Origin of the sequence: Klebsiella sp. LY, from assembly GCF_004010915.1 — a bacterium.
Lineage (GTDB): Bacteria > Pseudomonadota > Gammaproteobacteria > Enterobacterales > Enterobacteriaceae > Klebsiella > Klebsiella quasipneumoniae.
The window spans coordinates 2,279,155-2,304,582 of record NZ_CP022444.1; the positions used below are offsets into that span (position 1 = coordinate 2,279,155).

At 57.1% G+C, this 25,428-nt stretch carries 20 protein-coding genes and 1 pseudogene; 12 read left to right on the plus strand and 9 right to left on the minus strand.

All coding sequences use genetic code 11. The annotated features are described in order from the left end of the window. Window positions 1–298 precede the first annotated feature (298 nt). The 4 genes from xylF (at window position 299) to xylR (ending at window position 5,470) form a co-directional block, all read left to right on the plus strand. Window positions 299–1,294: a D-xylose ABC transporter substrate-binding protein gene (xylF, locus tag CE636_RS14035; protein ID WP_017900027.1), complete on the plus strand. Its 996-nt coding sequence runs from the start codon at window positions 299–301 to the stop codon at window positions 1,292–1,294. 63 nt (window positions 1,295–1,357) lie between these two features. Further along, complete coding sequence (locus CE636_RS14040; RefSeq protein WP_017900028.1) at window positions 1,358–2,899, plus strand: xylose ABC transporter ATP-binding protein; 1,542 nt, start codon at window positions 1,358–1,360, stop codon at window positions 2,897–2,899. Beyond that, window positions 2,877–4,058, plus strand: a complete 1,182-nt coding sequence (gene xylH, locus CE636_RS14045; RefSeq protein WP_017900029.1) for a xylose ABC transporter permease XylH — start codon at window positions 2,877–2,879, stop codon at window positions 4,056–4,058. Before CE636_RS14040 ends, xylH begins: the two co-directional genes overlap by 23 nt. Window positions 4,059–4,291: 233 nt before the next feature. Then, a complete protein-coding gene (gene xylR, locus CE636_RS14050) occupies window positions 4,292–5,470 on the plus strand; it encodes a D-xylose utilization transcriptional activator XylR (RefSeq protein ID WP_004205023.1) in 1,179 nt (392 codons plus the stop codon). Window positions 5,471–5,531: 61 nt separating this feature from the next. Here xylR and CE636_RS14055 read toward each other — a convergent pair whose 3' ends face one another. Then, window positions 5,532–6,350 carry a protein bax gene (locus CE636_RS14055; protein ID WP_017900030.1) on the minus strand — a complete coding sequence of 273 codons (819 nt, stop codon included), beginning with the start codon at window positions 6,348–6,350 and terminating at the stop codon, window positions 5,532–5,534. 313 nt (window positions 6,351–6,663) lie between these two features. On the opposite strand from CE636_RS14055, the gene CE636_RS14060 reads away from it, so the two are divergent. Next, window positions 6,664–8,697 carry an alpha-amylase gene (locus CE636_RS14060; RefSeq protein WP_017900031.1) on the plus strand — a complete coding sequence of 678 codons (2,034 nt, stop codon included), beginning with the start codon at window positions 6,664–6,666 and terminating at the stop codon, window positions 8,695–8,697. A 167-nt stretch (window positions 8,698–8,864) separates the two neighbouring features. Next, window positions 8,865–10,121, plus strand: a complete 1,257-nt coding sequence (gene avtA / locus CE636_RS14065) for a valine--pyruvate transaminase (RefSeq protein ID WP_004205026.1) — start codon at window positions 8,865–8,867, stop codon at window positions 10,119–10,121. Window positions 10,122–10,163: 42 nt separating this feature from the next. Here avtA and CE636_RS14070 read toward each other — a convergent pair whose 3' ends face one another. After that, the gene (locus tag CE636_RS14070; protein WP_004205027.1) at window positions 10,164–10,649 is read right to left on the minus strand and encodes a 4Fe-4S dicluster domain-containing protein; all 486 of its coding nucleotides are present in this window, start codon (window positions 10,647–10,649) and stop codon (window positions 10,164–10,166) included. Window positions 10,650–10,759: 110 nt separating this feature from the next. Further along, window positions 10,760–11,575: an AraC family transcriptional regulator gene (locus tag CE636_RS14075; RefSeq protein ID WP_004205028.1), complete on the minus strand. Its 816-nt coding sequence runs from the start codon at window positions 11,573–11,575 to the stop codon at window positions 10,760–10,762. A 251-nt stretch (window positions 11,576–11,826) separates the two neighbouring features. Here CE636_RS14075 and CE636_RS14080 point away from each other — a divergent pair, with 251 nt between their 5' ends. The 3 genes and pseudogenes from CE636_RS14080 to CE636_RS29655 form a co-directional block, all read left to right on the plus strand. Further along, window positions 11,827–13,227: an MFS transporter gene (locus CE636_RS14080; protein ID WP_025999220.1), complete on the plus strand. Its 1,401-nt coding sequence runs from the start codon at window positions 11,827–11,829 to the stop codon at window positions 13,225–13,227. Between the two features lie 9 nt (window positions 13,228–13,236). Further along, complete coding sequence (locus tag CE636_RS14085) at window positions 13,237–15,111, plus strand: glycoside hydrolase family 127 protein (protein ID WP_017900034.1); 1,875 nt, start codon at window positions 13,237–13,239, stop codon at window positions 15,109–15,111. Then, window positions 15,057–15,185: pseudogene (locus tag CE636_RS29655) on the plus strand (hypothetical protein); the annotation flags it as partial. The gene CE636_RS14085 and the pseudogene CE636_RS29655, both read left to right, overlap by 55 nt. 74 nt (window positions 15,186–15,259) lie before the next feature. On the opposite strand, the gene selB reads toward CE636_RS29655, so the two are convergent. From selB to CE636_RS14110, 5 genes are all read right to left on the minus strand, one after another. Then, window positions 15,260–17,101 (minus strand): selenocysteine-specific translation elongation factor, encoded by a 1,842-nt coding sequence (gene selB, locus CE636_RS14090; RefSeq protein WP_017900035.1) that lies wholly within the window; start codon window positions 17,099–17,101, stop codon window positions 15,260–15,262. Beyond that, window positions 17,098–18,486 (minus strand): L-seryl-tRNA(Sec) selenium transferase, encoded by a 1,389-nt coding sequence (selA, locus tag CE636_RS14095; RefSeq protein ID WP_017900036.1) that lies wholly within the window; start codon window positions 18,484–18,486, stop codon window positions 17,098–17,100. The genes selB and selA overlap by 4 nt, the downstream gene beginning before the upstream one ends. A 105-nt stretch (window positions 18,487–18,591) precedes the next feature. Next, entirely contained in the window at window positions 18,592–19,200 is a 609-nt protein-coding gene (locus CE636_RS14100) for a glutathione S-transferase (RefSeq protein WP_017900037.1), read from the minus strand. A 92-nt stretch (window positions 19,201–19,292) separates the two neighbouring features. Further along, a complete protein-coding gene (locus CE636_RS14105; protein ID WP_004205034.1) occupies window positions 19,293–20,429 on the minus strand; it encodes an HlyD family secretion protein in 1,137 nt (378 codons plus the stop codon). Between the two features lie 3 nt (window positions 20,430–20,432). Next, a complete protein-coding gene (locus CE636_RS14110; protein ID WP_004205035.1) occupies window positions 20,433–20,801 on the minus strand; it encodes a DUF3302 domain-containing protein in 369 nt (122 codons plus the stop codon). Between the two features lie 538 nt (window positions 20,802–21,339). Here CE636_RS14110 and mtlA point away from each other — a divergent pair. The 3 genes from mtlA to mtlR all read left to right on the plus strand — a co-directional run bounded on the left by mtlA (window position 21,340) and on the right by mtlR (window position 25,094). Then, window positions 21,340–23,247, plus strand: a complete 1,908-nt coding sequence (gene mtlA, locus CE636_RS14115) for a PTS mannitol transporter subunit IICBA (RefSeq protein WP_017900038.1) — start codon at window positions 21,340–21,342, stop codon at window positions 23,245–23,247. A gap of 102 nt (window positions 23,248–23,349) precedes the next feature. Further along, window positions 23,350–24,498, plus strand: coding sequence for a mannitol-1-phosphate 5-dehydrogenase (mtlD, locus tag CE636_RS14120; RefSeq protein ID WP_004205038.1), 1,149 nt, complete (start codon window positions 23,350–23,352; stop codon window positions 24,496–24,498). Then, on the plus strand, window positions 24,498–25,094 hold the full coding sequence (gene mtlR, locus CE636_RS14125; protein ID WP_025999221.1) for a mannitol operon repressor MtlR: 597 nt from the start codon (window positions 24,498–24,500) through the stop codon (window positions 25,092–25,094). Before mtlD ends, mtlR begins: the two co-directional genes overlap by 1 nt. Here the strand turns inward: mtlR and CE636_RS14130 are convergent. Then, window positions 25,083–25,307 carry a hypothetical protein gene (locus tag CE636_RS14130; protein WP_002922402.1) on the minus strand — a complete coding sequence of 75 codons (225 nt, stop codon included), beginning with the start codon at window positions 25,305–25,307 and terminating at the stop codon, window positions 25,083–25,085. The genes mtlR and CE636_RS14130 overlap by 12 nt on opposite strands. Between the last annotated feature and the right edge of the window lie 121 nt (window positions 25,308–25,428).

Genomic DNA, 25,428 nt, shown 5'->3' on the forward strand with positions numbered 1-25,428 from the left:
ATTTCACACCGCCATTGAGAGAATCCACAAACGTGCGCTAGCTCGCAAAAAATAATATCTGCTCGTTCTTCTGCCGTCCTGTCAGAGAAGTCCAGTGCAATAATAAGAGTGTGCATGAATAAAATACGATCGCCGTCATAATTTACGCATTAAACGAAATTTCATAACCGCAAAATAAAAACCGGTAATTGCCAGCCCTGCTTTCCGCGTTAAGAATCTGTAACGTATCCGCAACCTCATGTATCAAACATTATTTTCCGTTCGTCTTACCTACCCTTACAAAAAAGGTATCGTTATTATGAAGATAAAGAACCTTTGCCTTACGCTTTGCGCCAGCTCCCTCCTGCTCGCCAGCATGGCGGGGATGGCGAAAGAAGTGAAGATTGGCATGGCCATCGACGATCTGCGTCTGGAGCGCTGGCAGAAAGACCGCGATATTTTCGTCAATAAAGCGGAATCCTTAGGCGCCAAAGTTTTTGTTCAGTCCGCCAATGGCAATGAAGAAACGCAAATGTCGCAAATTGAAAACATGATCAACCGCGGCGTCGATGTCTTAGTCATTATTCCTTATAACGGTCAGGTGCTCAGCAACGTTATTAAAGAGGCCAAACAGGAAGGTATTAAAGTCCTGGCCTATGATCGCATGATTAATAATGCTGATATTGATTTTTATATTTCTTTCGACAATGAAAAAGTCGGCGAAATGCAGGCGCAAAGCCTGGTCGACAAAGTGCCGCAGGGTAATTATTTCCTGATGGGCGGTTCGCCGGTGGATAATAATGCCAAACTGTTCCGCGCCGGGCAGATGAAGGTCCTCAAGCCGTATGTCGATGAGGGCAAAATTAAGATTGTCGGCGATCAGTGGGTTGACGGCTGGCTGCCGGAAAACGCGCTGAAAATAATGGAAAACGCGTTGACGGCGAATAATAACAAAATCGACGCCGTGGTTGCCTCCAATGACGCCACCGCCGGCGGCGCCATCCAGGCCTTAACCGCCCAGGGGCTGGCCGGCAAAGTGGCGATCTCCGGTCAGGATGCTGACCTGGCGGGCGTGAAGCGCATTATTTCCGGTACCCAGACGATGACCGTCTATAAACCGATTACCACCCTGGCCACCAACGCCGCCGAAATCGCCGTTGAGCTGGGCAACGATAAGCAGCCGAAGTCTGACACTACGCTGAATAACGGTTTAAAAGATGTCCCTTCGCGCCTGTTAACGCCAATTGAAGTGAATAAAGAGAATATCGACGCCACGGTGATTAAAGACGGTTTCCATAAAAAGAGTGAACTGTAATGGCTGACGCCCCGCTGCGGGGCGTCATTTTCATCCCGCCGGATATCACTTTTCGGAGTCTTTATGGCCTGGCTACTCGAAATGAAGAACATCACCAAAACCTTCGGCGCCGTTAAGGCCGTGGATAATGTCAGCCTGCGCCTGAACGCTGGCGAGGTGGTCTCGTTATGCGGTGAAAATGGTTCGGGAAAATCGACGCTGATGAAAGTGCTGTGCGGTATCTATCCGCACGGAAGCTATGAGGGGGAGATTATTTTTGCCGGCGAAACGCTGCAGGCAAACCATATTCGCGATACCGAACGCAAAGGCATCGCCATTATTCATCAGGAGCTGGCGCTGGTGAAACATCTCACCGTGCTGGAGAACATTTTCCTCGGCGCCGAGATCTCCCGCCACGGTCTGCTGGATTATGAAACCATGACGCTGCGCTGCCAGAAGCTGCTGGCGCAGGTCAATCTGCCCATTTCGCCCGACACCCGCGTCGGCGACCTCGGCCTCGGTCAGCAGCAGCTGGTGGAGATCGCTAAGGCGCTGAATAAACAGGTTCGCCTGCTGATCCTCGACGAACCGACCGCCTCCTTAACCGAACAAGAGACCGCGACGCTGCTGGCGATCGTTCGCGATCTGCAAAACCACGATATCGCCTGCATCTATATTTCGCACAAGCTCAATGAGGTCAAAGCGATCTCCGATACAATCTGCGTGATCCGCGACGGCCAGCATATCGGCACCCGCGACGCCAGCGGCATGAGCGAAGACGACATCATCACCATGATGGTTGGCCGGGAGCTCACCGCGCTCTATCCCAGCGAACCGCACGCCCACGGCGAGGAGATCCTGCGGGTCGAACACTTGACCGCCTGGCACCCGGTAAACCGTCATATTAAACGGGTCAACGACGTCTCGTTTTCCCTGCGTCGCGGGGAAATCCTCGGCATCGCCGGGCTGGTCGGCGCCGGACGGACCGAGGCGGTGCAGTGCCTGTTCGGCGTCTGGCCGGGGCGCTGGCAGGGGGAGATTTTCATTGATGGCCAGCCGGTTAGCATCACTAACTGTCAGCAGGCCATTGGCCACGGCATCGCCATGGTGCCGGAAGACCGCAAAAAAGACGGTATCGTGCCGGTAATGGCGGTAGGTAAGAACATTACCCTGGCAGCGCTCAGCCAGTTCACCGGCGCGATGAGCAGCCTGGACGACGCCGCCGAGCAGCACTGTATTGAGCAGTCCATTCAGCGATTGAAAATTAAAACCTCCTCGCCGGAGCTGGCGATTGGCCGCCTGAGCGGTGGCAACCAGCAAAAGGCGATTCTGGCCCGCTGTCTGCTGCTTAATCCGCGCATTCTGATCCTCGACGAACCCACCCGCGGCATCGATATCGGGGCGAAGTATGAAATTTATAAACTGATTAACCAGCTGGTGCAGCAGGGCATCGCGGTCATTGTCATTTCATCCGAACTGCCCGAGGTGCTTGGTCTTAGCGATCGGGTGCTGGTCATGCACGAAGGCAGGCTAAAAGCCAATTTGGTTAATCAACATCTGACCCAGGAACAGGTGATGGAAGCCGCGCTGAGGAGCGAACGCCATGTCGAAGAACACGTCGTCTGAAATCAAACTTACTCCAACCGCCCCCACCGCCCTGCCGGCGCTGAAGGGGCTTAACCTCCAGGTCTTCGTGATGATCGCCGCGATCGTCGTCATTATGCTGTTTTTCACCTGGGTTACCGATGGCGCCTACCTGAGCGCGCGCAATATCTCCAACCTGCTGCGCCAGACGGCCATCACCGGCATCCTCGCCGTCGGCATGGTGTTTGTGATTATTTCGGCAGAAATCGACCTGTCCGTCGGCTCGATGATGGGGCTTCTCGGCGGCGCGGCGGCGATCTTTGACGTCTGGCTCGGCTGGCCGCTGCCGCTCACCATTCTGGTGACGCTGGTGATGGGCCTGCTGCTCGGCGCGTGGAACGGATGGTGGGTGGCCTATCGTAAGGTTCCCTCGTTTATCGTCACCCTCGCCGGGATGCTGGCGTTTCGCGGCATTCTGATCGGCATCACCAACGGGACCACCGTCTCGCCCACCAGCCCGGCGATGGCGCAGATCGGCCAAAGTTACCTGCCAGATGGCATTGGCTTTGGCATCGGCGTTGTCGGCATGGCGGCGTTCATTATCTGGCAGTGGCGCGGACGGATGCGCCGGCAGGCGTTAGGTCTGGCGACCGCGTCCTCCACCGCCGCCGTTGGCCGCCAGGCCATTACCGCGGTGATTGTGCTGGGCGCAATCTGGCTGCTCAATGACTATCGCGGTGTGCCGACGCCGGTACTGATCCTCGCCGCCCTGCTGCTGGCAGGGCTGTTCATGGCCACTCGTACCGCCTTTGGCCGCCGCATCTACGCCATCGGCGGCAACCTGGAGGCGGCACGCCTGTCCGGGATTAACGTCGAGCGTACCAAGCTGGCGGTGTTTGCCATTAACGGCCTGATGGTCGCCATTGCCGGTCTGATCCTCAGCTCACGCCTCGGCGCGGGGTCGCCCTCGGCGGGCAACATCGCCGAACTGGATGCCATCGCCGCCTGCGTTATCGGCGGCACCAGCCTGGCGGGCGGGATCGGTAGCGTCGCCGGGGCGGTAATGGGGGCGTTTATTATGTCGGCCCTGGATAACGGCATGAGCATGATGGACGTCGCCACCTTCTGGCAATATATCGTCAAAGGCGCCATTTTGCTGCTGGCGGTGTGGATGGACTCCGCCACCAAGCGGCGCGCGTAAGGAAGCGCTCTCTGAAGAATGTCTGAATTCTTTGCGCTACCGCCAAACTTCGCCATAAGGCGCTTGAAATATCTCGGGCATTAGCCGGTAGTGTATACCCAACAGCATTCGGGTTGCAGACGGCGCATCCCGGCCGCGTATCGCGTACGTGGCCGGGGTGAATGAGAAAGCCAGGCCATCGGCAACATCATGAATGAAGGGGTATGACCGGGGTTAGAGCAGGAACATCATCTATGTTTGAAAAGCGTCACCGTATTACGCTGTTATTCAACGCCAACAAAGCTTATGACCGTCAGGTGGTTGAGGGTGTCGGCGAGTATCTGCAGGCCTCCCAGCTGGAGTGGGATATCTTTATTGAAGAGGATTTTCGGGCGCGAATCGAAAACATCAAAGAGTGGTTAGGCGATGGCGTTATCGCCGACTATGACGATCCCGAAATCGAAAAGCTACTGGCCGATGTCAACGTCCCCATCGTCGGCGTCGGCGGCTCTTATCATCAGCCAGAGCAGTACCCGCCGGTCCACTATATCGCCACGGACAACGCCGCGCTGGTGGAAAGCGCCTTTCTTCATCTGAAGGAAAAAGGGGTACACCGCTTCGCGTTTTACGGACTCCCCACCTCCAGCGGTAAACGCTGGGCAGTAGAGCGCGAGTATGCCTTCTGCCAGTTGGTGGCGAAGGAGAAGTATCGCGGCGTGGTCTACCAGGGGCTGGAGACGGCGCCGGAAAACTGGCAGCACGCGCAAAACCGGCTCGCCGACTGGCTGCAAACGCTGCCGCCGCAAACCGGCATCATCGCCGTCACCGACGCCCGCGCCCGCCACGTCCTGCAGGCCTGCGAGCTGCTGCATATCCCGGTGCCAGAGAAACTGTGCGTTATTGGCATCGATAACGAAGAGCTAACCCGCTATCTCTCTCGCGTCGCCCTCTCCTCCGTCGCCCAGGGCACCCGCCAGATGGGTTATCAGGCGGCAAAATTACTCCACCGGCTGCTGAATAACGAGGCGCTTCCGCTGCAGCGCCAGCTGATCCCGCCGATGCGCGTCGTTGAGCGACGCTCCACCGACTACCGGTCGTTAAACGATCCCTCCGTGATTCAGGCGATGCATTACATTCGCAACAACGCCTGCAAAGGCATCAAGGTGGAGCAGGTGCTCGACGCCGTCGGCATTTCACGCTCCAACCTGGAGAAACGCTTTAAAGAGGAAGTGGGGGAGACCATCCACACGGTGATCCACAGCGAGAAACTGGAAAAGGCGCGCAGCCTGCTGGTGTCCACCAGCCTGTCGATCAATGAGATTTCGCAGATGTGCGGCTACCCGTCGCTGCAATATTTCTATTCGGTGTTTAAGAAGGAGTACGACGTGACGCCGAAAGAGTACCGTGACCGGCACAGTGAAGTCATGATGTAGAGAGCAAAGAAAAATGCCCGGGCTTGCGCGCCGGGCATTAATAATGACGTAGATAAGCACATTACATGTGCGCGGCAATTAACCGCTGGTTATCCTGATACATCGCGAAGAGATAGTTGTTGTAGCTCGACCCTTTGGTCGAATACCCCTTCAGCTTATGAATCATGGTGCTGGCCGTTACTTCCTGATCCGCCTTACGCAGCTGCAGGCGCGATTTGCGGAAAGAGGAATAGGCCGGGTGGGTGTTCAGGTTGGTGACGTAAGCCTGTACCGACTGCTCCACCGACTCAAACTGCGAGTAGCCTTTCATCGCGCCGCGGCAGCGACCAGCGCCGCACTTCATGCCGAACAGATTGTTGTTCTCACGCGCCAGCTTAGAGGTACCCCAGCCACTTTCCGCCGCCGCCATGGTCGCAACCATGCTGTTCGGAATAATGTCGACACGCTCAAGCAGCGCGTTCCATGGCACATGACGCGTATTGCCTGACCACTTCACCTTGTAACGCGTCGCGATATCTTTCAGGCGCGCCTTTTCGCTCGGCGACCAGCGAGCATCGTACTGCTTGGAAACAAGCCAGTTACGATCCGCAGTAATCGCCTGATTCTGCTTGGTAATATAAGGCATGACCGTCCGGAGAAACGCTTTTTTCCTTGGTGTTCCGGAAGGGTATTTTCGCAAGTCAGGAAGTGAACTGCTCTTTACACTATTGCGAGAATACTCTTGTTTACTGCTTACCTTAGTACTACTGATCTTCTTAACCGTTGGGGCTTTATGACTCTTTGTTGCTGTGTGCGTTGTTGCCAACACACTACCTGAAAAGACGCAGGTTAGTAACATAAGTATGGCGGCCCCATATCGTCGTATGGGATTCGATATCATCAGGTCTCCTGGTCGGATATATGCATTCCAACACCTTGTTTTTCACAAAAAAACGATAGCTGAATCGCTAATAGTATCAAAAATACGCACTGAGGGCATCAACAGAAATAGTCCAATTCCGAATTGCTGTCATCTGAAATCGGTTTCTGCGCCGCATCGCCAGCGCGAAAATGCTAGCTTCGTCTCATTTTTAGCCTATTTTTTGAGCGGTGTCACTCACCCCTTTTCATCCTCCTGGCAAAACGTCCGCCGGGAGGAGTTCACCCTTGCGGCAACAAGGCACACTAGATAAAAACCGCTCAAGGATCCCGCAATGAAACTCGCTGCGCTTGCCACGTTATTCGTGCCTGGGATGGCCTTTGCCGCCTGGACCACTGCCGACTTCCCTGCTTTCACCGAAGAAGGGACGGGCCGCTTCATCAGCCAGAAAGTGGTTGAGAAGGGTACACGTCCCCTGCAGCTAAATTTTGACCAACAGTGCTGGCAGCCTTCCGGCGGCATTAAGCTCAACCAGATGCTCTCCATGGAACCCTGTCGCGGCACGCCGCCGCAATGGCGCATCTTCCGCCAGGGCCTGTATACCCTGGAGGTGGATACCCGCTCCGGCACGCCGACGATGATGATTTCGCTGGAGGAAAAAGAGGCCAGCGCCGCAGCGCCGCAGATCCGCCAGTGTCCGAAGTGGGATGGAAAACCTCTGACCATCGACGTTAGCAAAACCTTCGCCGAGGGCAGCAAGGTTCGCGATTTTTACAGCGGCAATGTCGCGACCGTCAGCGGCGGCAAAATCACTCTGCAGCCCGCCTTCGGCAGCAATGGCCTGCTGCTGCTTGAGCGCGCCGAGACGGCCGCGCCGGCGCCGTTCGACTGGCACAACGCCACCGTCTACTTCGTCCTGACCGACCGCTTCGTGAACGGTAACCCGGCCAACGACAATAGCTATGGCCGACATAAAGACGGCATGCAGGAGATAGGCACCTTCCACGGCGGCGACCTGCAGGGATTAACCAGCAAGCTGGATTATCTGCAGCAGATGGGGGTCAATGCCCTGTGGATCAGCTCCCCGCTCGAGCAGATCCACGGCTGGGTCGGCGGTGGGACGAAAGGCGATTTCCCGCACTACGCCTACCACGGCTATTACACTCAGGACTGGTCGAAACTGGACGCCAACATGGGGACCGAAGCGGATCTCCGCCGGCTGGTGGATGAAGCGCATAAGCGCGGAATACGTATTCTGTTCGACGTGGTGATGAACCATACCGGTTACGCCACCCTGGCCGACATGCAGGAGTTCCAGTTCGGCTCCCTGTATCTGCAAGGGGATGAGCTGAAAAAAACCCTCGGCGAGCGCTGGACGGACTGGAAGCCCGGCGCGGGCCAGACCTGGCACAGCTTTAACGACTATATCAACTTCAGCGACAAGGCCGGTTGGGAGAAATGGTGGGGTAAGAAGTGGATCCGCACCGATATCGGCGATTACGACAACCCGGGCTATGACGACCTCACCATGTCGCTGGCCTTCCTGCCGGACCTGAAAACCGAATCGAAGGAGGCGTCGGGCCTGCCGAACTTCTATAGCCATAAACCGGACACTGCGGCGAAGGCGATCCCGGGCTATACGCCGCGCGACTACCTGACGCACTGGCTGAGCCAGTGGGTGCGCGACTACGGCATCGACGGCTTCCGCGTCGATACCGCTAAACATGTGGAGATGGATGCCTGGCAGCAGTTAAAAACCCAGGCCACCGCCGCGCTGGCGGAGTGGAAAAAAGCCAATCCGGATAAAGCGCTGGATGCGGCGCCGTTCTGGATGACCGGGGAAGCCTGGGGACACGGGGTGATGGAGAGCGATTACTATCGCCACGGTTTTGATGCGATGATCAATTTCGACTATCAGGACCAGGCGGCGAAAGCGGCGACCTGCATGGCCAACATTGACCTCACCTGGCAGCAAATGGCGGACAAGCTGCAGAGCTTCAACGTGCTGAGCTACCTCTCCTCACACGATACGCGCCTGTTCCGCGAAGGTGGCACCACGGCGGCAGAGCTGCTGCTGCTGGCCCCTGGCGCCGTGCAGATCTTCTATGGTGACGAGTCGTCGCGCCCGCTCGGCCCCACCGGCTCGGACCCGCTGCAGGGCACCCGTTCAGAGATGAACTGGCAGGATGTTAACGGTAAAGCGGCCCGCAGCGTTACCCACTGGCAGAAGATTGGCCAGTTCCGCGCGCGCCATCCGGCGATCGGCATGGGCAAACAGACAACGCTGTCGATGCCGCGGGGTTACGGATTCGTGCGCGAGAGCGGTGAAGACAAAGTGATGGTCATCTGGGCCGGACAACAGCAGTAATACAGGAGTGGCTCCCTGCCCGGCGGGGAGCCATTCAGAACAATACGCTGATAAAATATCGATTCACAGGATAAAAACAAAAATACCCCTATTCCCTTCGATTTGCACCACGCTGGCGCTGGCGTTATGGTTAGCCACTTTCCAGAACCACCGACAGACGATTCGCGATGACATTTTCCCTTTTCGGCGACAAATTCACCCGTCATTCAGGCATTACCCGCCTGATGGAAGACCTTAATGACGGTCTGCGCACGCCGGGCGCTATTATGCTGGGCGGCGGCAACCCCGCTCAGATCCCGGAGATGAATGACTACTTCCAGCAGTTGCTCTCCGACATGCTGGATAATGGCAAAGCCCTTGATGCGCTTTGTAATTATGATGGTCCGCAGGGCAAGAGCGAGCTGCTGAGCCTGCTGGCGAAGATGCTGCGCGACGAACTGGGCTGGGAGATAGAACCACAGAATATTGCGCTAACAAACGGCAGTCAGAGCGCATTTTTCTACTTATTTAATCTGTTCGCAGGGCGTCGGGCAGATGGCACCACCCGCAAGGTGCTGTTCCCGCTGACGCCGGAATATATCGGCTATGCCGATGCCGGCCTGGAAGAGGATCTGTTCGTTGCCACCCGGCCGAATATCGAACTGCTGCCGGAAGGCCAGTTCAAGTACCACGTTGATTTTGAGCATCTGCAGGTGACGGAGGAGACCGGGATGATCTGCGTCTCGCGTCCCACCAACCCGACCGGCAACGTCATCACTGATGAAGAGCTGATCAAACTGGATGCGCTGGCGAATCAGCACGGGGTCCCGCTGGTGATTGATAACGCCTACGGCGTGCCGTTCCCGGGCATAATCTTCAGCAACGCCCGACCGCTGTGGAATCCGAACATCGTGCTGTGTATGAGCCTGTCCAAGCTGGGCCTGCCGGGCAGCCGCTGCGGGATTATCATCGCCAACGAGAAAATCATTACCGCCATCAGCAACATGAACGGCATTATCAGCCTCGCGCCCGGCGGTATCGGGCCGGCAATGATGTGTGAAATGATTAAACGTCAGGATCTGCTGCGCCTGTCAGAGACAGTGATCAAACCCTTCTATTACCAGCGGGTGCAGGAGACCATCGCCATTATTCGCCGCTATCTGCCGGAGGAGCGCTGCCTTATTCACAAACCGGAGGGGGCGATCTTCCTCTGGCTGTGGTTTAAGGATCTGCCGATCTCCACCGAGCTGCTGTATCAGCGGCTGAAAAAGCGCGGCGTGCTGATGGTGCCGGGGGATTACTTCTTCCCGGGACTCGATAAACCGTGGCCGCATACCCACCAGTGCATGCGCATGAACTATGTGCCGGACCCGCAAAAAATCGAGGCCGGGGTGAAAATTCTCGCCGAAGAGGTTGAATTCGCCTGGCGCGAACAGGAAGCGTAATTCCTGACGCTGCTGACGGGTAACGTCCGTCGGCGGACCCGCTCACGCCAGCGCCAGCCGCTGGCGTTTTTGCGCGCATAGCGCCTCCAGCTCCGCGGGAGCCATCACCCGCAGCGCCTGCGTCGGGCAGGCGGCTACGCAGGCCGGCCCCTCGGCGCGGTGGTGGCATAAATCGCATTTCAGCGCCTGCGCCTGCTGGTTCACCACCGTGACGGTCATCGCGCCGTACGGGCAGGCCACCATGCAGCTTTTACAGCCGATGCAGCGGCGCTGATCGACCCACCAGACGTCCTCCTCCAGACGAATCGCCCCCTGCGGGCAGACGCTGGCGCAGGGCGCATCCTCACACTGCCGACAGGCCGTCGCCGTTGATATCTCGCCGCTTTTCACCACCCGGATCCGCGGCGCGAAATGGCTTGTCGACAGCATGGACACATCCTGCGCCTGCTGGTGCGCCACCGCGCAGGCCACTTCACAGGTACGACAGCCAATACACTGTTGGGCATTAGCAATAAGAAACCGGTTCATCCTCTGCTCCCTGGGGATAAAACCGCAGGGTGCCAGAATAGTCCCTGCCCGCGCTTTGATCCTGAATGGAATCAGCGCTGTTTTTAGTCACTAGCACAACTGATTTTTCATTACGCTGAATTAATGTGCTCCTTACAGTAGCGGCGCTTCCAGGCGGCAGGCGTGAGGCTGGTGTGCTTACGAAAGATCTTGCGAAAATAACCGACGTCATTAAAGCCACACTGACCCGCGACTTCGGTCAACGACAGTGAATCGCTGATCAACAGCTTTTCCGCCGCTCTGACCCGCTGACGATGGATCGCTTCGGTCAACGTCACGCGGAAAACGTGACGATACACGCGTCCTAAATAGTCCGCATTACAGTGCAGCTCTTTCGCCAGCGTCGAGGCTGAAACAGGCAAGTGGTAACGGGTATGGATGATCTGCTGCGCTTTCCAGGCCAGCGCAGCGCCGGGACTGTCGTCCGGTTTTTCGCTTGCCGCCGCAGCAATCTGCTGCAGTATCAGCAATAACAGGAGCTCCAGCGCAAGGCTGCGGTGAATGTTCTCCTGTTCACGAAGAAACTGGCGAAACAGCGAAATAATGTATTGTGGATCGCTGACGCGGGTATGTTGCGGAACGTTAAGCAGCGCTGGCGGCAGAGACCGGACACTCTCCGTCAGTACTTCAAAATGCAGCCAATAAAATTTCAGATCGGCGGGAAATTCCCCCACCCCAACATGAGAACGTTCTGGCCACAGCAATAAACTTTCCCCTGCATTAACGTTAAATATTTCATCCTCTTCGCAAATCGTTAACGTTCCCTTTTCGACAAAAATAATTTCCCAGGATTGCAGTTTACGCGCCGGATGGCTGCCGACGCCACGGGAAATAAATAAGCCGCCATTTTGTACGCGAATCGGAAGAGACATGGATAATTCAAGCATATATATTTAATTTTCCGCTAACGAAACGATAAAACATCTCTTTCCAACTGATTATTAATCATAAATTAACGCCTTTCCGGATCGGAATCACATTTTTATGACAAAGTCGGAATCGTTCTCTTTTTATACTTTTCCCTTCCCTTGTTGCCTCGTTTATTCGGTGCAAAATAATTAATGTATTTGCAAAAGACAAAAAATGTCCGCCGGCCAGACAGCGGAATAATTCTGAACATTCTCTTCGGGAGTTATTTATGACTACGGCTCCGATTACGACAAGCGACCTCACGAAGCACATGCAGGACGACAAATTATCTCTCCGTGAAAAAATAGGCTATGGTCTGGGCGACGCCGGTGGAACGGTCATCACCTGCCTGATCATGAACTTTCTCACTTTTTTCTATACTGACGTCTTTGGGCTCACCCCGGCGCTGGTCGGTACTCTGTTCCTTGCGCTGCGCGTGTTTGATGCTATTTCCGATCCGATCATGGGCGTCCTCGCCGATCGGACCCAAAGCCGATGGGGACGTTTTCGCCCCTGGCAGCTATGGATTGCGGTTCCGATTGCAGCGATCGGCGTGCTGACCTTTACCGTGCCGGATGCCGGCATGGGGGTAAAAATCGCCTGGGCCTTCGGCACTTACCTGCTGCTTTCAGTCAGCTATACCGCGATTAACGTCCCTTACTGCGCGCTCATTAATACGATGACCACTCGCCATAGCGAGGTGATCTCCTGCCAGGCATGGCGCTTTATACTATGCGGTGTGGCAGGATTCCTGGTCTCCGTGGGCCTGCCGTGGTTGGTAAAAGCGCTCGGTCAGGGGAATACCGCCCAGGGTTATCAGTATGGTGTCGGCGTACTGTGCGCCATCGCGGCGGTGATGTTTCTGTGCTGCTTTTTCTGGGTACGAGAGCGTGTTTCCCTGGAGATGCTCGGCAAATTCACCCTGCGCGAACATATCGCCGGTCTGCGTAAAAACGATCAGCTGTTACTCATGCTGGCGATGTCATTCCTGTTGATCAACGTGTTTAACATTCGCGGTGGCGGCTACATGTACTTCATTACCTATGTACTCGGCGGCTCTACTGGCTATACATCGCTGTTTTTCACCATGGTCACCTTTTCCTCGATTCTGGGCGCCGCGATCGTCAATTGGCTGTCGCGCCACGTTGATACCGTCAAGCTCTATTACTACACCAATGTGGTACTGGCCTTACTGGCGGTCGGAATGTGGTTCCTGCCCACCGGTCCGTCCTGGCAAACGCTGTGGCTGGCGGTCATTCTCGGCAATGGCATCATCCTGGGCTTTACCCTACCGCTGCATTTTTCGTTGATGGCCTTCTCTGATGATTATGGCGAATGGAAGACGGGTGTCCGTTCGTCGGGGATGAACTTTGCTTTCAACCTGTTCTTTATCAAGCTGGCATGGGCCTCCAGTGCGGGCATTATCAGCCTGGTATTTATCTACGTCGCTTATCAACCCGGCGCCAGCAACCAGACTCCATCCTCACTATCGGGGATCACGGCGATGGAAACCCTGCTGCCCGCGCTGTTCCATCTGTTGCTGGCCTTCGCTATCCGCGCCTGCAAGCTCAACAATCCCATGATGTCGCGTATTGCAGCCGATCTGCGCGCACGTCACGTTCAGTCTTAAGGAGAAATCATGGAAGTCGATCTGCACAAACTGAAAGTTAACGATCCGTTTCTGGGTCAGTATCAGCAACTGGTGCGTGATGTCGTCATTCCCTACCAGTGGGAGGCCCTCAATGACCGGATCGCCGAGGCTGAGCCCAGCCATGCGATAGAAAACTTCCGTATCGCCGCAGGTCAGCAGGCAGGAGAATTCTACGGAATGGTGTTCCAGGATAGCGATGTGGCGAAATGGCTGGAGGCCGTCGCCTGGTCATTGTGCCAGAAGCCAGATGCGGAACTGGAAAAAACCGCCGACGAGGTGATTGAGCTGATTGCCGCCGCGCAATGTGAAGATGGTTATCTGAACACCTATTTTACGGTGAAAGCGCCCGGGGAACGCTGGACCAATCTCGCCGAATGCCATGAATTGTACTGTGCCGGTCACCTGATTGAGGCTGGGGTGGCATTCTTCCAGGCGACCAGTAAACGCCGCTTGCTGGAGGTGGTATGTCGCCTCGCCGATCATATCGACAGCGTGTTTGGCCCCGACGACAATCAGTTGCAAGGCTACCCGGGACACCCTGAAATAGAGCTAGCGTTAATGCGTTTGTACGATGTGACTCAGGAACCACGCTATATGGCGCTGGCTAATTACTTCGTTGAACAGCGTGGGACACAGCCGCATTTCTATGACATCGAGTATGAAAAACGCGGCAAAACTTCCTTCTGGAATACCTATGGGCCGGCGTGGATGGTGATGGATAAACCCTACAGCCAGGCGCATTTGCCGCTTGCCGAACAGACCACCGCTGTGGGTCACGCGGTTCGCTTTGTTTATTTAATGGCCGGCGTAGCGCACCTTGCGCGCCTGAGCAAGAACGAAGGCAAACGCCAGGATTGCCTGCGGTTATGGAAAAACATGGTCCAGCGTCAGCTGTATATTACGGGCGGCATTGGCTCACAGAGCAGCGGGGAAGCCTTCAGCAGCGATTACGACCTGCCGAATGATACCGTTTATGCGGAAAGCTGCGCCTCTATCGGGCTGATGATGTTCGCGCGCCGCATGCTGGAACTGGAAGCCGACAGCCAATATGCTGATGTAATGGAGCGCGCGCTGTACAATACCGTTCTGGGCGGTATGGCGCTGGACGGTAAACATTTCTTTTACGTCAACCCCTTGGAAGTGCAGCCTAAGTCTTTAAAATTCAATCATATTTATGACCATGTTAAGCCTGTTCGTCAGCGTTGGTTCGGCTGTGCCTGCTGCCCACCGAATATCGCTCGTCTTCTGACCTCACTGGGGCATTATATCTACACGCCACGCGAGGAGGCGTTGTATATCAATCTCTATGTCGGCAATCAGGTCGAGATCCCGGTTGGGGAAAAGACGTTACGCCTGCGTATCAGCGGTGACTATCCCTGGCGGGAACAGGTCAAAATTGTCATCGAATCACCGTCAACAGTGAACCATACGCTGGCGCTGCGTCTACCTGACTGGTGCGAGGGTCCGCACATCACCCTGAACGGCGCGCCGGTCACGCAGGATATTCGCCAGGGCTATCTGCATATCCATCATCTCTGGCAGGAAGGTGACACCCTGATGCTTACCTTGCCGATGCCGGTTCGCCGGGTATATGGCAATCCGCTTGTTCGTCACCAGGCAGGCCAGGTCGCGCTGCAGCGCGGTCCACTGGTCTATTGTCTCGAACAAGCTGATAACGGCGAAGCGCTGCATAACCTGCTGCTGCCACGCGATGCCAGGTTCACGGTGTTTGAAGGAAAGGGGCTGTTTGCTCGCAACATGTTGATTCAGGCTCCAGGCTACAGAAAACATGCAGAAAACGCCGACGCGCAGAATCTCTGGAGCTACGATCACCCGCTGGCCCCCCCCATTCACAGACGCTGACCTTTATTCCCTGGTTTAGCTGGGCAAACCGCGGAGAAGGCGAAATGCGTATCTGGGTACGGGAAGCCGAATAAGGCCCGGCACAGCGCGACCTCCTCTTCCCCGGCAACACAGCGTTCGCTGTCCGCCGGGGAGCAGGCGTTAATGATTACAGAAACAACGCCTTATCGCGCAGGATATGATCGTTGCCGCGACGGCGGGTGAAGCCAATCCGATCGAAATACTCCAGGATCTGGATCGCCAGCTTCCGCCCTACGTTTAAGGTATCGCGAAAATCCGCCGCGCAAGTTGACCCGCGCAGTTGATCCAGCTCGCGCACCCGCTGGGCGAACTGCACAATGCGATCGTTGCGGTAGTAACGATCCTTGACGATCGCGGTAATTATCCCCTGCTGCGCCGCCTGGCGCAGCACCGCGCGCATCAGGGACTCTTCAACATGGACTTCGCGCGCGAGATCGCGCACCCACCAGGGATCATCGCCGAACAGGGTCTCCACCTTCTGCCAGACCGCCTGCTGCTCGTCGGTAAACCCGGCTTTATGCTCGGGCAAATGCAGCCAGCCGTGATGGCTGCGGACTAAGCCGCTCTCGCGCATCTGCTCAATCAGCAGCAGTACCAGCGCTTCATCTTCCATCGGCAGCGCGATGCGGCGCAGGCGCTCCCGGCCAGGGCCCGGCTCGTCGCGATGCTGTTCATGGTAGCGCGCCAGGGCATCCAACAATTTTCGCTGCCAGCGGGCGGCAAGCGGCGCGCTAAGCAAGCGCTGTCCGGCCTGCAGATAGTCAGGCCGCTGGATCAAGGCCGCCATTCCGGTTTCACTCAGCTGCCGAGCCCAGGCGAAGCGCTCAAGCCGGACGGCGTCCCGCTGCAGATGCAGCTCCAGGGCCTGCGCATCGTCAGCGCCAACCGCCGCCAGGGCGTGCAACCACTGCAAATACTCCGGTTTACGCTTGCCGCGGCGCGGGGGATCCAGCGTCACCACTCGTGCGCCGGCCAACGTCAAGCGAGCAGAGATATCGCGTAGTACCAGCCGGTCGTTATCCGCCAGCCACAGCGGGGTATCCAGCACCAGCTCCGCCAGGTCGCCCTCAAGGAGCGACACCCGGCCGGTGATGTGGCTGGCAGCGTGGTGAATATGCAGCGGCTGCCACTGGCTGAGCGGCGTATGGCACTGCAGTTCGACAATCACCCGCTCTGCAGGCTCCGGCGGCGGGGAAGAGAGCAGCCAGTCGCCGCGGTGCAATGCCTCTTTCTGCGCATCGCCGACAATGTTCAGCGCAATGCGCTGCCCGGCGTGCGCCTGCTCAACCGCTTGATTCTGGGCATGCAGACCGCGGACGCGCATCGGCGTGTTGACGCCGGTGAGCCACAGGGTATCCCCGACCCGTACTTCGCCGGAGAGCGCCGTCCCGGTGACCACCAGCCCCGCCCCTTTGACGGTGAAAGCGCGATCCAGCGCCAGGCGAAAACGCCGCTGCTGTGGATAGAGGCGCTCCGTAAGCTGCAGCAGATGGCTGCGCAGTTCGGCAATACCGAGGTTTTCCACCGCCGCGGTGGGGAAGAAAGCGGCGGCGTCAAAGCCCAGTTCGCGCAGGGCCTGCTCGACCTCCGCCTGAACCTCCGCCACCCGAGCGGCCGCCACGCGGTCCGTCTTGGTGAGCGCCACGGTCAGCGTCGGCTTTCCGGTCAGCTGCAGGATCGCCAGGTGTTCGCGGGTTTGCGCCATCACCCCGTCATCGCAGGCCACCACCAGCAGCGCATGGTCGATCCCACCCACCCCCGCCAGCATGTTGGACAAAAACTTTTCGTGCCCGGGCACGTCAATAAACCCCAGCACCCGCCCGTCCGGCTGCGGCCAGTAGGCATAGCCGAGATCGATCGTCATTCCCCGCGCTTTCTCTTCCGGCAGACGATCGGCATTCACGCCGGTTATCGCCTGCAGCAGCGTCGTTTTGCCGTGGTCAACATGTCCAGCGGTGGCAATAATCATCGTAACAACATCTCCATAAACCGGGTTTCATCTTCCAGACAGCGCAGGTCCAGCCAGAGCCGGCCGTCATAAATGCGGCCAATCACCGGGCATGGCAGCCTGCGCCAGCGGGCCGCCAAAGCCTCCAGCCGGCTGCCGCGGCCGTCATGGGGGGTAAAGGTCAACGCCGCGCCAGGCAGACGGTCGACGGGTAACGAGCCGCTGCCAATCTGCGACTGGCAGGCTGCCACGTTGACGGCAAAATCAGCATAGTGTGCCGCCAGGGCAGGCTGCAGGCGTTCAGCCTGCCGGCGGATCTCCTCCGCCGGGCGGGTGAGCAGGCGCAGCGTCGGTAAGGTTTCCCGCAGCGCTTCCGGATGCTGATAGAGGCGCAGCGTGGCTTCCAGCGCCGCGAGAGTCATTTTATCCGCGCGCAGGGCCCGCTTCAGCGGATGGCTCTGCAGGCGGGCAATCAGCGCGCGTTTGCCAACGATAATTCCGGCCTGCGGGCCGCCGAGCAGCTTGTCGCCAGAGAAACTGACCAGGCTCACCCCGGCGGCGATCATCTCTTGCGGCATCGGCTCTTTCGGCAGGCCATACTGACTGAGATCCACCAGCGACCCGCTGCCCAGGTCGGCCACTACCGGGACGTCCAGCTCGCGGCCGATGACCGCCAGCTCCGCTTCGTCGACGGCTTTGGTAAAGCCTTCAATGCTGTAGTTGCTGGTGTGGACCTTCATCAGCAGGGCGGTATTGTCATTCACCGCCTGGCGATAGTCTTTGGCGTGGGTGCGGTTGGTGGTGCCCACTTCGTGCAGCTGACAACCTGCCTGACGCATCACGTCGGGAATGCGGAATGCCCCGCCGATCTCCACCAGCTCGCCGCGGGAGACCACCACCTCCCTGCCGCTGGCGGTGGCCGCCAGCATCAGCAGCACGGCCGCCGCGTTGTTGTTCACGATACAGGCATCTTCCGCGCCGGTGATCTGGCACAGCAGATCGGCAATAGCGCGATCGCGATGGCCGCGCCCGGCGTCGTCGAGATCATATTCGAGCGTCACCGGCGCGCGCATCGCGCTGACGACCGCCTCCACCGCCGCCTCAGCCTGGATGGCGCGCCCGAGATTGGTGTGCAGCACCGTACCGGTGAGATTAAACACCGGACGCAGGGCGCTCTGCTGGCTGGCGGTCAGCCGCTGCGCGCAGGCACTCAGCCAGTCATGGCTCCAGTCAGGCAGTGTCTGACACTGGCGGATCTGTTTCCGCGCCTCGTCCAGCATCTGGCGCAGCTGCGTCACCACCTGCGAATGGCCGTGCTGCGCCAGCAGGGAGGAAAAAGCGGGGTCGCGGAGTAAGCGGTCAATGGCCGGAAGCCGGGTATAAAGCGCACGAATTTCGGTAGTCATGAATGGGCCTGGCGGTAAGTTATTTTCCCCCCTCCCGACGGGAGAGGGAGTCAACAATCAGCGGCGATTGTAACGCCTCCTTGCGCAAACTGTTACCTGCCTGGGTCAAGTCCGCGGCGGTTCGGTGCGCGCAAAGCTGGCGCGCTGGAACAGCGCATCCACCAACTTCACCAACTGCGGCCGGGTGGCGCACCAGCCCGGCGCCACCCGGCGAAAGTTCAGGTAGGCAATGGCGCAGGCCGTAGAGATGGTCGCCAGATTGACCTCGTCGCCGCGTAGCGTTCCGTCCGCCGCGCAGGCTTCCAGCCTGTCGAGGCCGCGCGCCACTTTCTCCCGCTGGCGGAGCAGCTCTTGCTCTGACTGTTGGGCCGCAGGGCGAGCTTTTTCGCGCACCAGCGCCTGGGCGGCCTCCATCACCCCATCTGCCAGCGCCTCAAGCTGGCGCATCCTGAGAGCGGCTCTGGGATCGGCGGGGATCATCGGCGGCGCCACGCCCAGCAGCTCGAGATACTGCGCGATAACCGGAGAATCAAACCAGCATTCGCCGTCATCTGTCACCAGCGCCGGCACTTTGCCCAGCGGGTTATAGCGCGACACGCCGTTGCTTTCGCTGTAGGGGGATTCGTTGACAAATTCAAAAGGGATGCGCTTTTCCAGCAGGATCACCGATATTTTGCGCACAAAGGGACTGGTGTAGCTGCCGATCAGTTTCATAGCCTGCTCCTTATCGCCAACAAAGATATGAGTATGGCTCAGGGCGAGGTAAAAGGCAGGTGAGCATCCCGCTCAACCTGCCGCCGATCGCATTAATGGTCGAGATAGAGGTAGTGCATCCAGCTGGTCATGCGCAGCAGCACTTTACGCATCACCGAAACGTGGGCGAAATGGTCGGAGTAGACCGCCACCTGCGCATAGATGCCATCGGGTAGTGCATCGATTTCGGCATTCGGATCGAGCTCAATGGTCGCCAGCACGCCATCGCTGCCCGGCGTCACGGTCAGCGACTGCAACGCCCCCTGCGCCTGATAGGTTCCCCCCGGCACCACCGGTAAAATGCTCACCAGTTTGCCGTGGAATACCTGTCCGGGCAGGGCATTAAACACCGCTTCCGCGTCGTCGCCCTTCTCCAGCCTTAACAGCGAATTTTGCCTGAACTGGGCGACGATCAGCCTTTTTTGCTCAGGGATAAACACCATCACCGGCCGCAGCGGCAGCGAGGCAGCGTAGGTCCCCGGACGGATCAACACTTGAGTGATATACCCATCGCTGGGCGCCCGCACGGTAGTCTGGTCGAGATTGTACTTCGCCTCCGCCAGCTGGGCGCGCAGGCTAACCACCTGCGACTGCTCGCCGTTGATCATGCTGTCCAGCTGGCTCTGGATCTGCGCCTGTTCCGCTACCGACGCCTTGACCAGCGCGTCCTGAGCAAGGTAATTCTGCCGGGCGTTATCGATGTCGCTTTCTGAGAACGGATTCACCCGGGCCTGGCTCCCTTTCAGGTAACGTTGATAGTCTTTATATAAGCGATCGCGTTCCGCCGATACGCGGGTGGTGTTGGCCTGGGCTTCAGAGAGCTGCGCCTTGAGGGTGTTAATACTGTGCAGCGCTGTCACCAGGTCGGCCTGCAGACGGTCGACCCGCGCCTGATAGCGCGCCGGGTCAATAGTAAAAAGCACCTCGCCCTTTTTGACGCGCTGATTCGCTTTGTCGGTGACGCTGTCAACTACTCCGGTAACCTGCGGCGTGATAGGAATAGATATCACCGCCTTTTGCGCCAGAAAGGTGTAAGGGTGGTTATAATTCATTAATAAAATAAGCGCGCTAACAATAAATACGCCCCCCAGCGCCGCGGTGGGAACTGTCCATTTATTTACCGGTATTTTGAAAATTTTAAATATCGACCAGGCGATAGCCACGTAGGTCAAAATTATCAACAGATCCATAGTTTATTTCTCCGCCGCAGAGGTGGACTGTGGCCGCTGGATGGCCGCCACCTGATGTTCAAGGTCGCTCAGTCGTTGGCGAAGCTGTTGTATATCGCTTTCTTTTTCAGGTTCGTCGGGGTCCGTATTCGCCTTATGCTGCATGCCCCAGCCGCGCTCAGGTTGGTACAGCGTGGCCCATATCCATAAAAACGGCCAGATGACATGGAGAGTAAAAAGACTGACCCATCCGGCGACATGAATAGCATCGGAATGGGGGTGGTTGCGTTTTTTGGCAATCAAATAAGGAATATCGTGAATAACGATAATCCCATAAAAAATGACCAGAAAAACGAAGATCAGAACACCCAGCGCAAAATAATTGAGAAACATAATTCCCTCGGCTTTACGCTAATAATTTATATAAATTTTATTCACGCCCCACTGACATCCGGGCCGCTGATTTGAGCATAATTCACCCCTTTCATTTTTGCCATCCGGTGGAAAAAAGTTATTTAACCAACATGGTTGCTTAGTTACACAGCCACCTCGCCCTGGCCGCAAAACCGGGCCGAGATCACAGCGGCGAAAATCCACCGCGAAATTCTTTGTGATCAAAATCACAAACAAACAACAAAAACACGAAACAAAATTGTGACAAATATCACACAAAATCGCAGATTAGCGGCAAAAACGACGGTCTGTTGTTTTTTTACACAGCAATTATGTGATCACAATCACTACAAAACCCACCGCGCACCCTATATTCATGTGATCTACATCACATAAAAAGGCGTTGGCTGGACAGCTAAACGATTCAGTGCCAGATTTCGCACTATCAATCAGGGCCCGGCTACCTCTGCCGCCACATTAACAACAAACCTCGGGCTTTTAGCCTGCGCGATACGCAAAACAGAAGAAGGGGTGTTTTATGTCATCCGATATCAAGATCAAAGTGCAAAGCTTTGGTCGTTTTCTCAGCAATATGGTGATGCCGAATATCGGCGCGTTTATCGCGTGGGGTATCATCACCGCGCTTTTCATTCCGACAGGGTGGTTGCCAAACGAAACGCTGGCGAAGCTGGTCGGTCCGATGATCACCTACCTGCTGCCGCTGCTGATCGGTTACACCGGCGGTAAATTAGTCGGCGGCGAACGTGGCGGCGTGGTCGGGGCGATCACCACCATGGGCGTTATCGTCGGCGCGGATATGCCGATGTTCCTCGGCTCCATGATTGCCGGCCCGCTGGGCGGCTACTGCATCAAGAAGTTCGATAACTGGGTCGACGGTAAGATCAAATCCGGTTTTGAAATGCTGGTGAATAACTTCTCCGCCGGCATCATCGGGATGATCCTCGCTATTCTTGCCTTCCTCGGCATCGGCCCGGCGGTAGAAGTTCTGTCGAAAATTCTGGCGGCTGGCGTTAACTTCATGGTGGCGCACGACATGCTGCCGCTGGCGTCTATCTTCGTGGAACCGGCGAAAATCCTGTTCCTTAACAACGCCATCAACCACGGTATCTTCTCGCCGCTGGGTATTCAGCAGTCCCACGAGCTGGGTAAATCCATCTTCTTCCTGATTGAAGCGAACCCGGGTCCGGGGATGGGCGTTCTGCTGGCGTACATGTTCTTTGGCCGCGGCAGCGCTAAACAGTCTGCAGGCGGGGCGGCTATCATCCACTTCCTGGGTGGTATCCATGAAATCTATTTCCCGTACGTGCTGATGAACCCGCGTCTGATCCTGGCCGTTATCCTCGGCGGGATGACCGGTGTCTTCACCCTGACCATCCTCAACGGCGGTCTGGTCTCTCCGGCTTCCCCGGGCTCTATCCTGGCGGTGCTGGCGATGACGCCGAAAGGAGCCTACTTCGCGAACATCGCAGCCATTATCGCCGCGATGGCGGTCTCCTTCGTGGTCTCTGCGGTTCTGCTGAAGACCAGCAAAGTCAAAGAAGAAGACGATATCGAAGCCGCGACGCGTCGTATGCATGACATGAAGGCGCAATCAAAAGGCGCCAACCCGCTGGCGGCAGGCAATGTCACCAACGACCTGAGCCATGTGCGGAAAATCATCGTCGCTTGCGACGCCGGGATGGGTTCCAGCGCCATGGGCGCCGGGGTACTACGCAAGAAAGTGCAGGATGCCGGCCTGAGCAACATCTCGGTCACCAACAGCGCGATCAATAATCTGCCGCCGGATGTTGATCTGGTGATCACCCACCGCGACCTGACCGAGCGCGCCATGCGCCAGGTACCGCAGGCGCAGCATATTTCGCTGACCAACTTCCTCGACAGCGGTCTCTACACCAGCCTGACCGAGCGTCTGGTGGCGGCCCAGCGCCACATCGACAACGAAGTCAAAGTCACTGATAGCCTGAAAGACAGCTTTGATGATACTGACAAAAACCTGTTCAAGCTGGGTGCGGATAACATCTTCCTCGGTCGCAAAGCGGCCACAAAAGAAGAAGCCATCCGCTTCGCCGGCGAGCAACTGGTGAAAGGCGGCTACGTTGAGCCGGAATATGTGCAGGCGATGCTGGACCGCGAAAAACTGACCTCGACCTATCTTGGCGAGTCCATCGCGGTGCCGCACGGCACCATCGAAGCGAAAGACCGCGTGCTGAAAACCGGCGTCGTCTTCTGCCAGTACCCGGAAGGGGTGCGCTTTGGGGAAGATGAAGACGATGTTGCCCGCCTGGTGATCGGCATCGCCGCCCGCAACAACGAGCACATTCAGGTGATTACCAGCCTGACCAACGCGCTGGATGACGAAACGGTGATTGAGCGACTGGCGAACACCACCAGCGTCGACGACGTACTGGCGCTGCTGAATAAATAAACAGACCGGTCCATTCCCTCTCCTTTTTGGAGAGGGTTTGGGTGAGGGGAAAAGCCTCACCCCAGCCCTCTCAGGTAAAAACATTAATTGAAGGTTACTACTATGAAAGCATTACATTTTGGCGCAGGTAATATCGGACGTGGCTTTATCGGTAAACTGCTGGCCGACGCGGGCATCGAACTGACGTTTGCCGATGTTAATCAGACCGTACTTGATGCCCTGAATGCCCGTCATAGCTACCAGGTTCACGTCGTTGGCGAAAATGAGCAGGTGGATACCGTCTCCGGCGTGAATGCCGTCAGCAGCATTGGCGACGAGGTCGTGGATCTGATCGCCAGCGTCGACCTGGTGACCACTGCCGTCGGTCCCGTGGTCCTTGAGCGCATCGCCCCGGCCATCGCCAAAGGGCTGGCGAAGCGCAAAGCGCAGGGCACCGAACGCCCGCTGAACATTATCGCCTGCGAAAATATGGTGCGCGGCACAACGCAGTTAAAAGGCCACGTATTTAACGCCCTGGCGGAGGAAGATAAGGCCTGGGTGGAAACCCATATCGGCTTCGTCGACTCCGCCGTTGACCGTATCGTGCCGCCATCGGCGTCCGCTACCCATGACCCGCTGGAAGTCACCGTGGAAACCTTCAGCGAATGGATCGTCGATAAAACCCAGTTCAAGGGCGAACTGCCGACCATCCCGGGAATGGAATTAACTGATAACCTGATGGCATTTGTCGAGCGCAAGCTCTTCACCTTGAACACCGGGCATGCTATAACCGCCTACCTCGGAAAACTGGCGGGCCACCAGACGATTCGCGATGCGATCCTCGACGAGAAAATTCGGGCCGTCGTGCAGGGCGCGATGGAGGAGAGCGGCGCGGTGCTGATCAAACGCTACGCCTTTGACCCGCAGAAGCACGCGGCTTATATCCAGAAAATTCTTGGCCGTTTCGAGAACCCGTACCTGAAAGACGATGTTGAGCGCGTTGGCCGTCAGCCGCTGCGCAAACTGAGCGCCGGCGACCGTTTAATTAAGCCGCTGCTGGGTACACTGGAATACGGCCTGCCGCACCGCAACCTGGTGAAAGGGATCGCGGCGGCGATGCATTTCCGTAGCGAAGACGATCCGCAGGCTCAGGAGCTGGCGGCGCTGATCGCCGACAAGGGGCCGCAGGCCGCGCTGGCCCAGATTTCCGGCCTTGACGCGGCAAGCGATGTCGTCGCGGAGGCCGTTAACGACTACAACGCGGTAAAATGATGCACAACCTGGCGCGACAGACGTCGCGCCCATTACGACTCCTGTCAGATATGCAGGCAATGATGGAAGAAACACAAGCATTTGAAAACCGTGTGCTTGAGCGTCTGAATGCTGGCAAAACCGTGCGAAGCTTCCTGATCGCCACCGTCGAGCTGTTAACGGAAGCGGTCAATATTCTGGTGCTTCAGGTGTTCCGTAAAGACGACTACGCGGTGAAATACGCCGTTGAGCCCTTGCTGGAGGGCAGCGGGCCGCTCGGCGATCTCTCTGTACGCCTGAAGCTGATTTATGGCCTTGGGGTGATAAGTCGTGCCGAATATGAAGACGCCGAGCTGCTGATGGCCCTGCGCGAGGAGCTTAATCACGACGGCAATGAGTACAGCTTTACCGACGACGAAATTATCGGTCCGTTCGGCGAACTGCACTGCGTCGCCGCCCTGCCGCCAACGCCGCAGTTTGATGACAGCGACGCCGAACTGCTGGCAATGCAGAAACTGCGTTACCAGCAGATGGTGCGTTCAACGATGGTGTTGTCCCTGACTGAGCTGATTTCACGAATCAGCTTAAAAAAAGCCTTCCAGAAATCAACGCTCTGATTCCGGCTCCGTCTGGTCGCAGGTCGGCCGGTAAAGCTGACGATAATATTCCAGACGCTGCAGAAACAACGCTTCCTTATCCTGCGGGATATCTCGCGGTACATGCTGCAGCCGCGGAGACTTTTTCAAATACTCCATAAACGCCTGACTGGAAGCCATAAAATCAACCGCTTTGTCGATTAAACGTGGTACGCCGTCGCCGATCTTTGCCATCACGTCCTCCTTTTGGGAATAATCTGATTAAGCATTAGCCAATTCACCGGCGTGGGTTAAGGAAAACGTGCTTATCTGCCGACCGGCTTCACAGAAATGAAATTAGAGCGGGTATCAGAAA

What these genes read in the sequence shown, in the direction of transcription:
- CE636_RS14060 (WP_017900031.1), top strand. Translation starts at nt 6,664, where the DNA reads ATGAAACTCGCTGCGCTTGCCACGTTATTCGTGCCTGGGATGGCCTTT.
- avtA (WP_004205026.1), top strand. Translation starts at nt 8,865, where the DNA reads ATGACATTTTCCCTTTTCGGCGACAAATTCACCCGTCATTCAGGCATT.
- CE636_RS14085 (WP_017900034.1), top strand. Translation starts at nt 13,237, where the DNA reads ATGGAAGTCGATCTGCACAAACTGAAAGTTAACGATCCGTTTCTGGGT.
- xylR (WP_004205023.1), top strand. Translation starts at nt 4,292, where the DNA reads ATGTTTGAAAAGCGTCACCGTATTACGCTGTTATTCAACGCCAACAAA.
- CE636_RS14070 (WP_004205027.1), bottom strand. Translation starts at nt 10,649, where the DNA reads ATGAACCGGTTTCTTATTGCTAATGCCCAACAGTGTATTGGCTGTCGT.
- mtlA (WP_017900038.1), top strand. Translation starts at nt 21,340, where the DNA reads ATGTCATCCGATATCAAGATCAAAGTGCAAAGCTTTGGTCGTTTTCTC.
- selB (WP_017900035.1), bottom strand. Translation starts at nt 17,101, where the DNA reads ATGATTATTGCCACCGCTGGACATGTTGACCACGGCAAAACGACGCTG.
- CE636_RS14100 (WP_017900037.1), bottom strand. Translation starts at nt 19,200, where the DNA reads ATGAAACTGATCGGCAGCTACACCAGTCCCTTTGTGCGCAAAATATCG.
- mtlR (WP_025999221.1), top strand. Translation starts at nt 24,498, where the DNA reads ATGCACAACCTGGCGCGACAGACGTCGCGCCCATTACGACTCCTGTCA.
- CE636_RS14055 (WP_017900030.1), bottom strand. Translation starts at nt 6,350, where the DNA reads ATGATATCGAATCCCATACGACGATATGGGGCCGCCATACTTATGTTA.
- selA (WP_017900036.1), bottom strand. Translation starts at nt 18,486, where the DNA reads ATGACTACCGAAATTCGTGCGCTTTATACCCGGCTTCCGGCCATTGAC.
- mtlD (WP_004205038.1), top strand. Translation starts at nt 23,350, where the DNA reads ATGAAAGCATTACATTTTGGCGCAGGTAATATCGGACGTGGCTTTATC.
- CE636_RS14080 (WP_025999220.1), top strand. Translation starts at nt 11,827, where the DNA reads ATGACTACGGCTCCGATTACGACAAGCGACCTCACGAAGCACATGCAG.
- xylH (WP_017900029.1), top strand. Translation starts at nt 2,877, where the DNA reads ATGTCGAAGAACACGTCGTCTGAAATCAAACTTACTCCAACCGCCCCC.
- CE636_RS14105 (WP_004205034.1), bottom strand. Translation starts at nt 20,429, where the DNA reads ATGGATCTGTTGATAATTTTGACCTACGTGGCTATCGCCTGGTCGATA.
- xylF (WP_017900027.1), top strand. Translation starts at nt 299, where the DNA reads ATGAAGATAAAGAACCTTTGCCTTACGCTTTGCGCCAGCTCCCTCCTG.
- CE636_RS14110 (WP_004205035.1), bottom strand. Translation starts at nt 20,801, where the DNA reads ATGTTTCTCAATTATTTTGCGCTGGGTGTTCTGATCTTCGTTTTTCTG.
- CE636_RS14130 (WP_002922402.1), bottom strand. Translation starts at nt 25,307, where the DNA reads ATGGCAAAGATCGGCGACGGCGTACCACGTTTAATCGACAAAGCGGTT.
- CE636_RS14075 (WP_004205028.1), bottom strand. Translation starts at nt 11,575, where the DNA reads ATGCTTGAATTATCCATGTCTCTTCCGATTCGCGTACAAAATGGCGGC.
- CE636_RS14040 (WP_017900028.1), top strand. Translation starts at nt 1,358, where the DNA reads ATGGCCTGGCTACTCGAAATGAAGAACATCACCAAAACCTTCGGCGCC.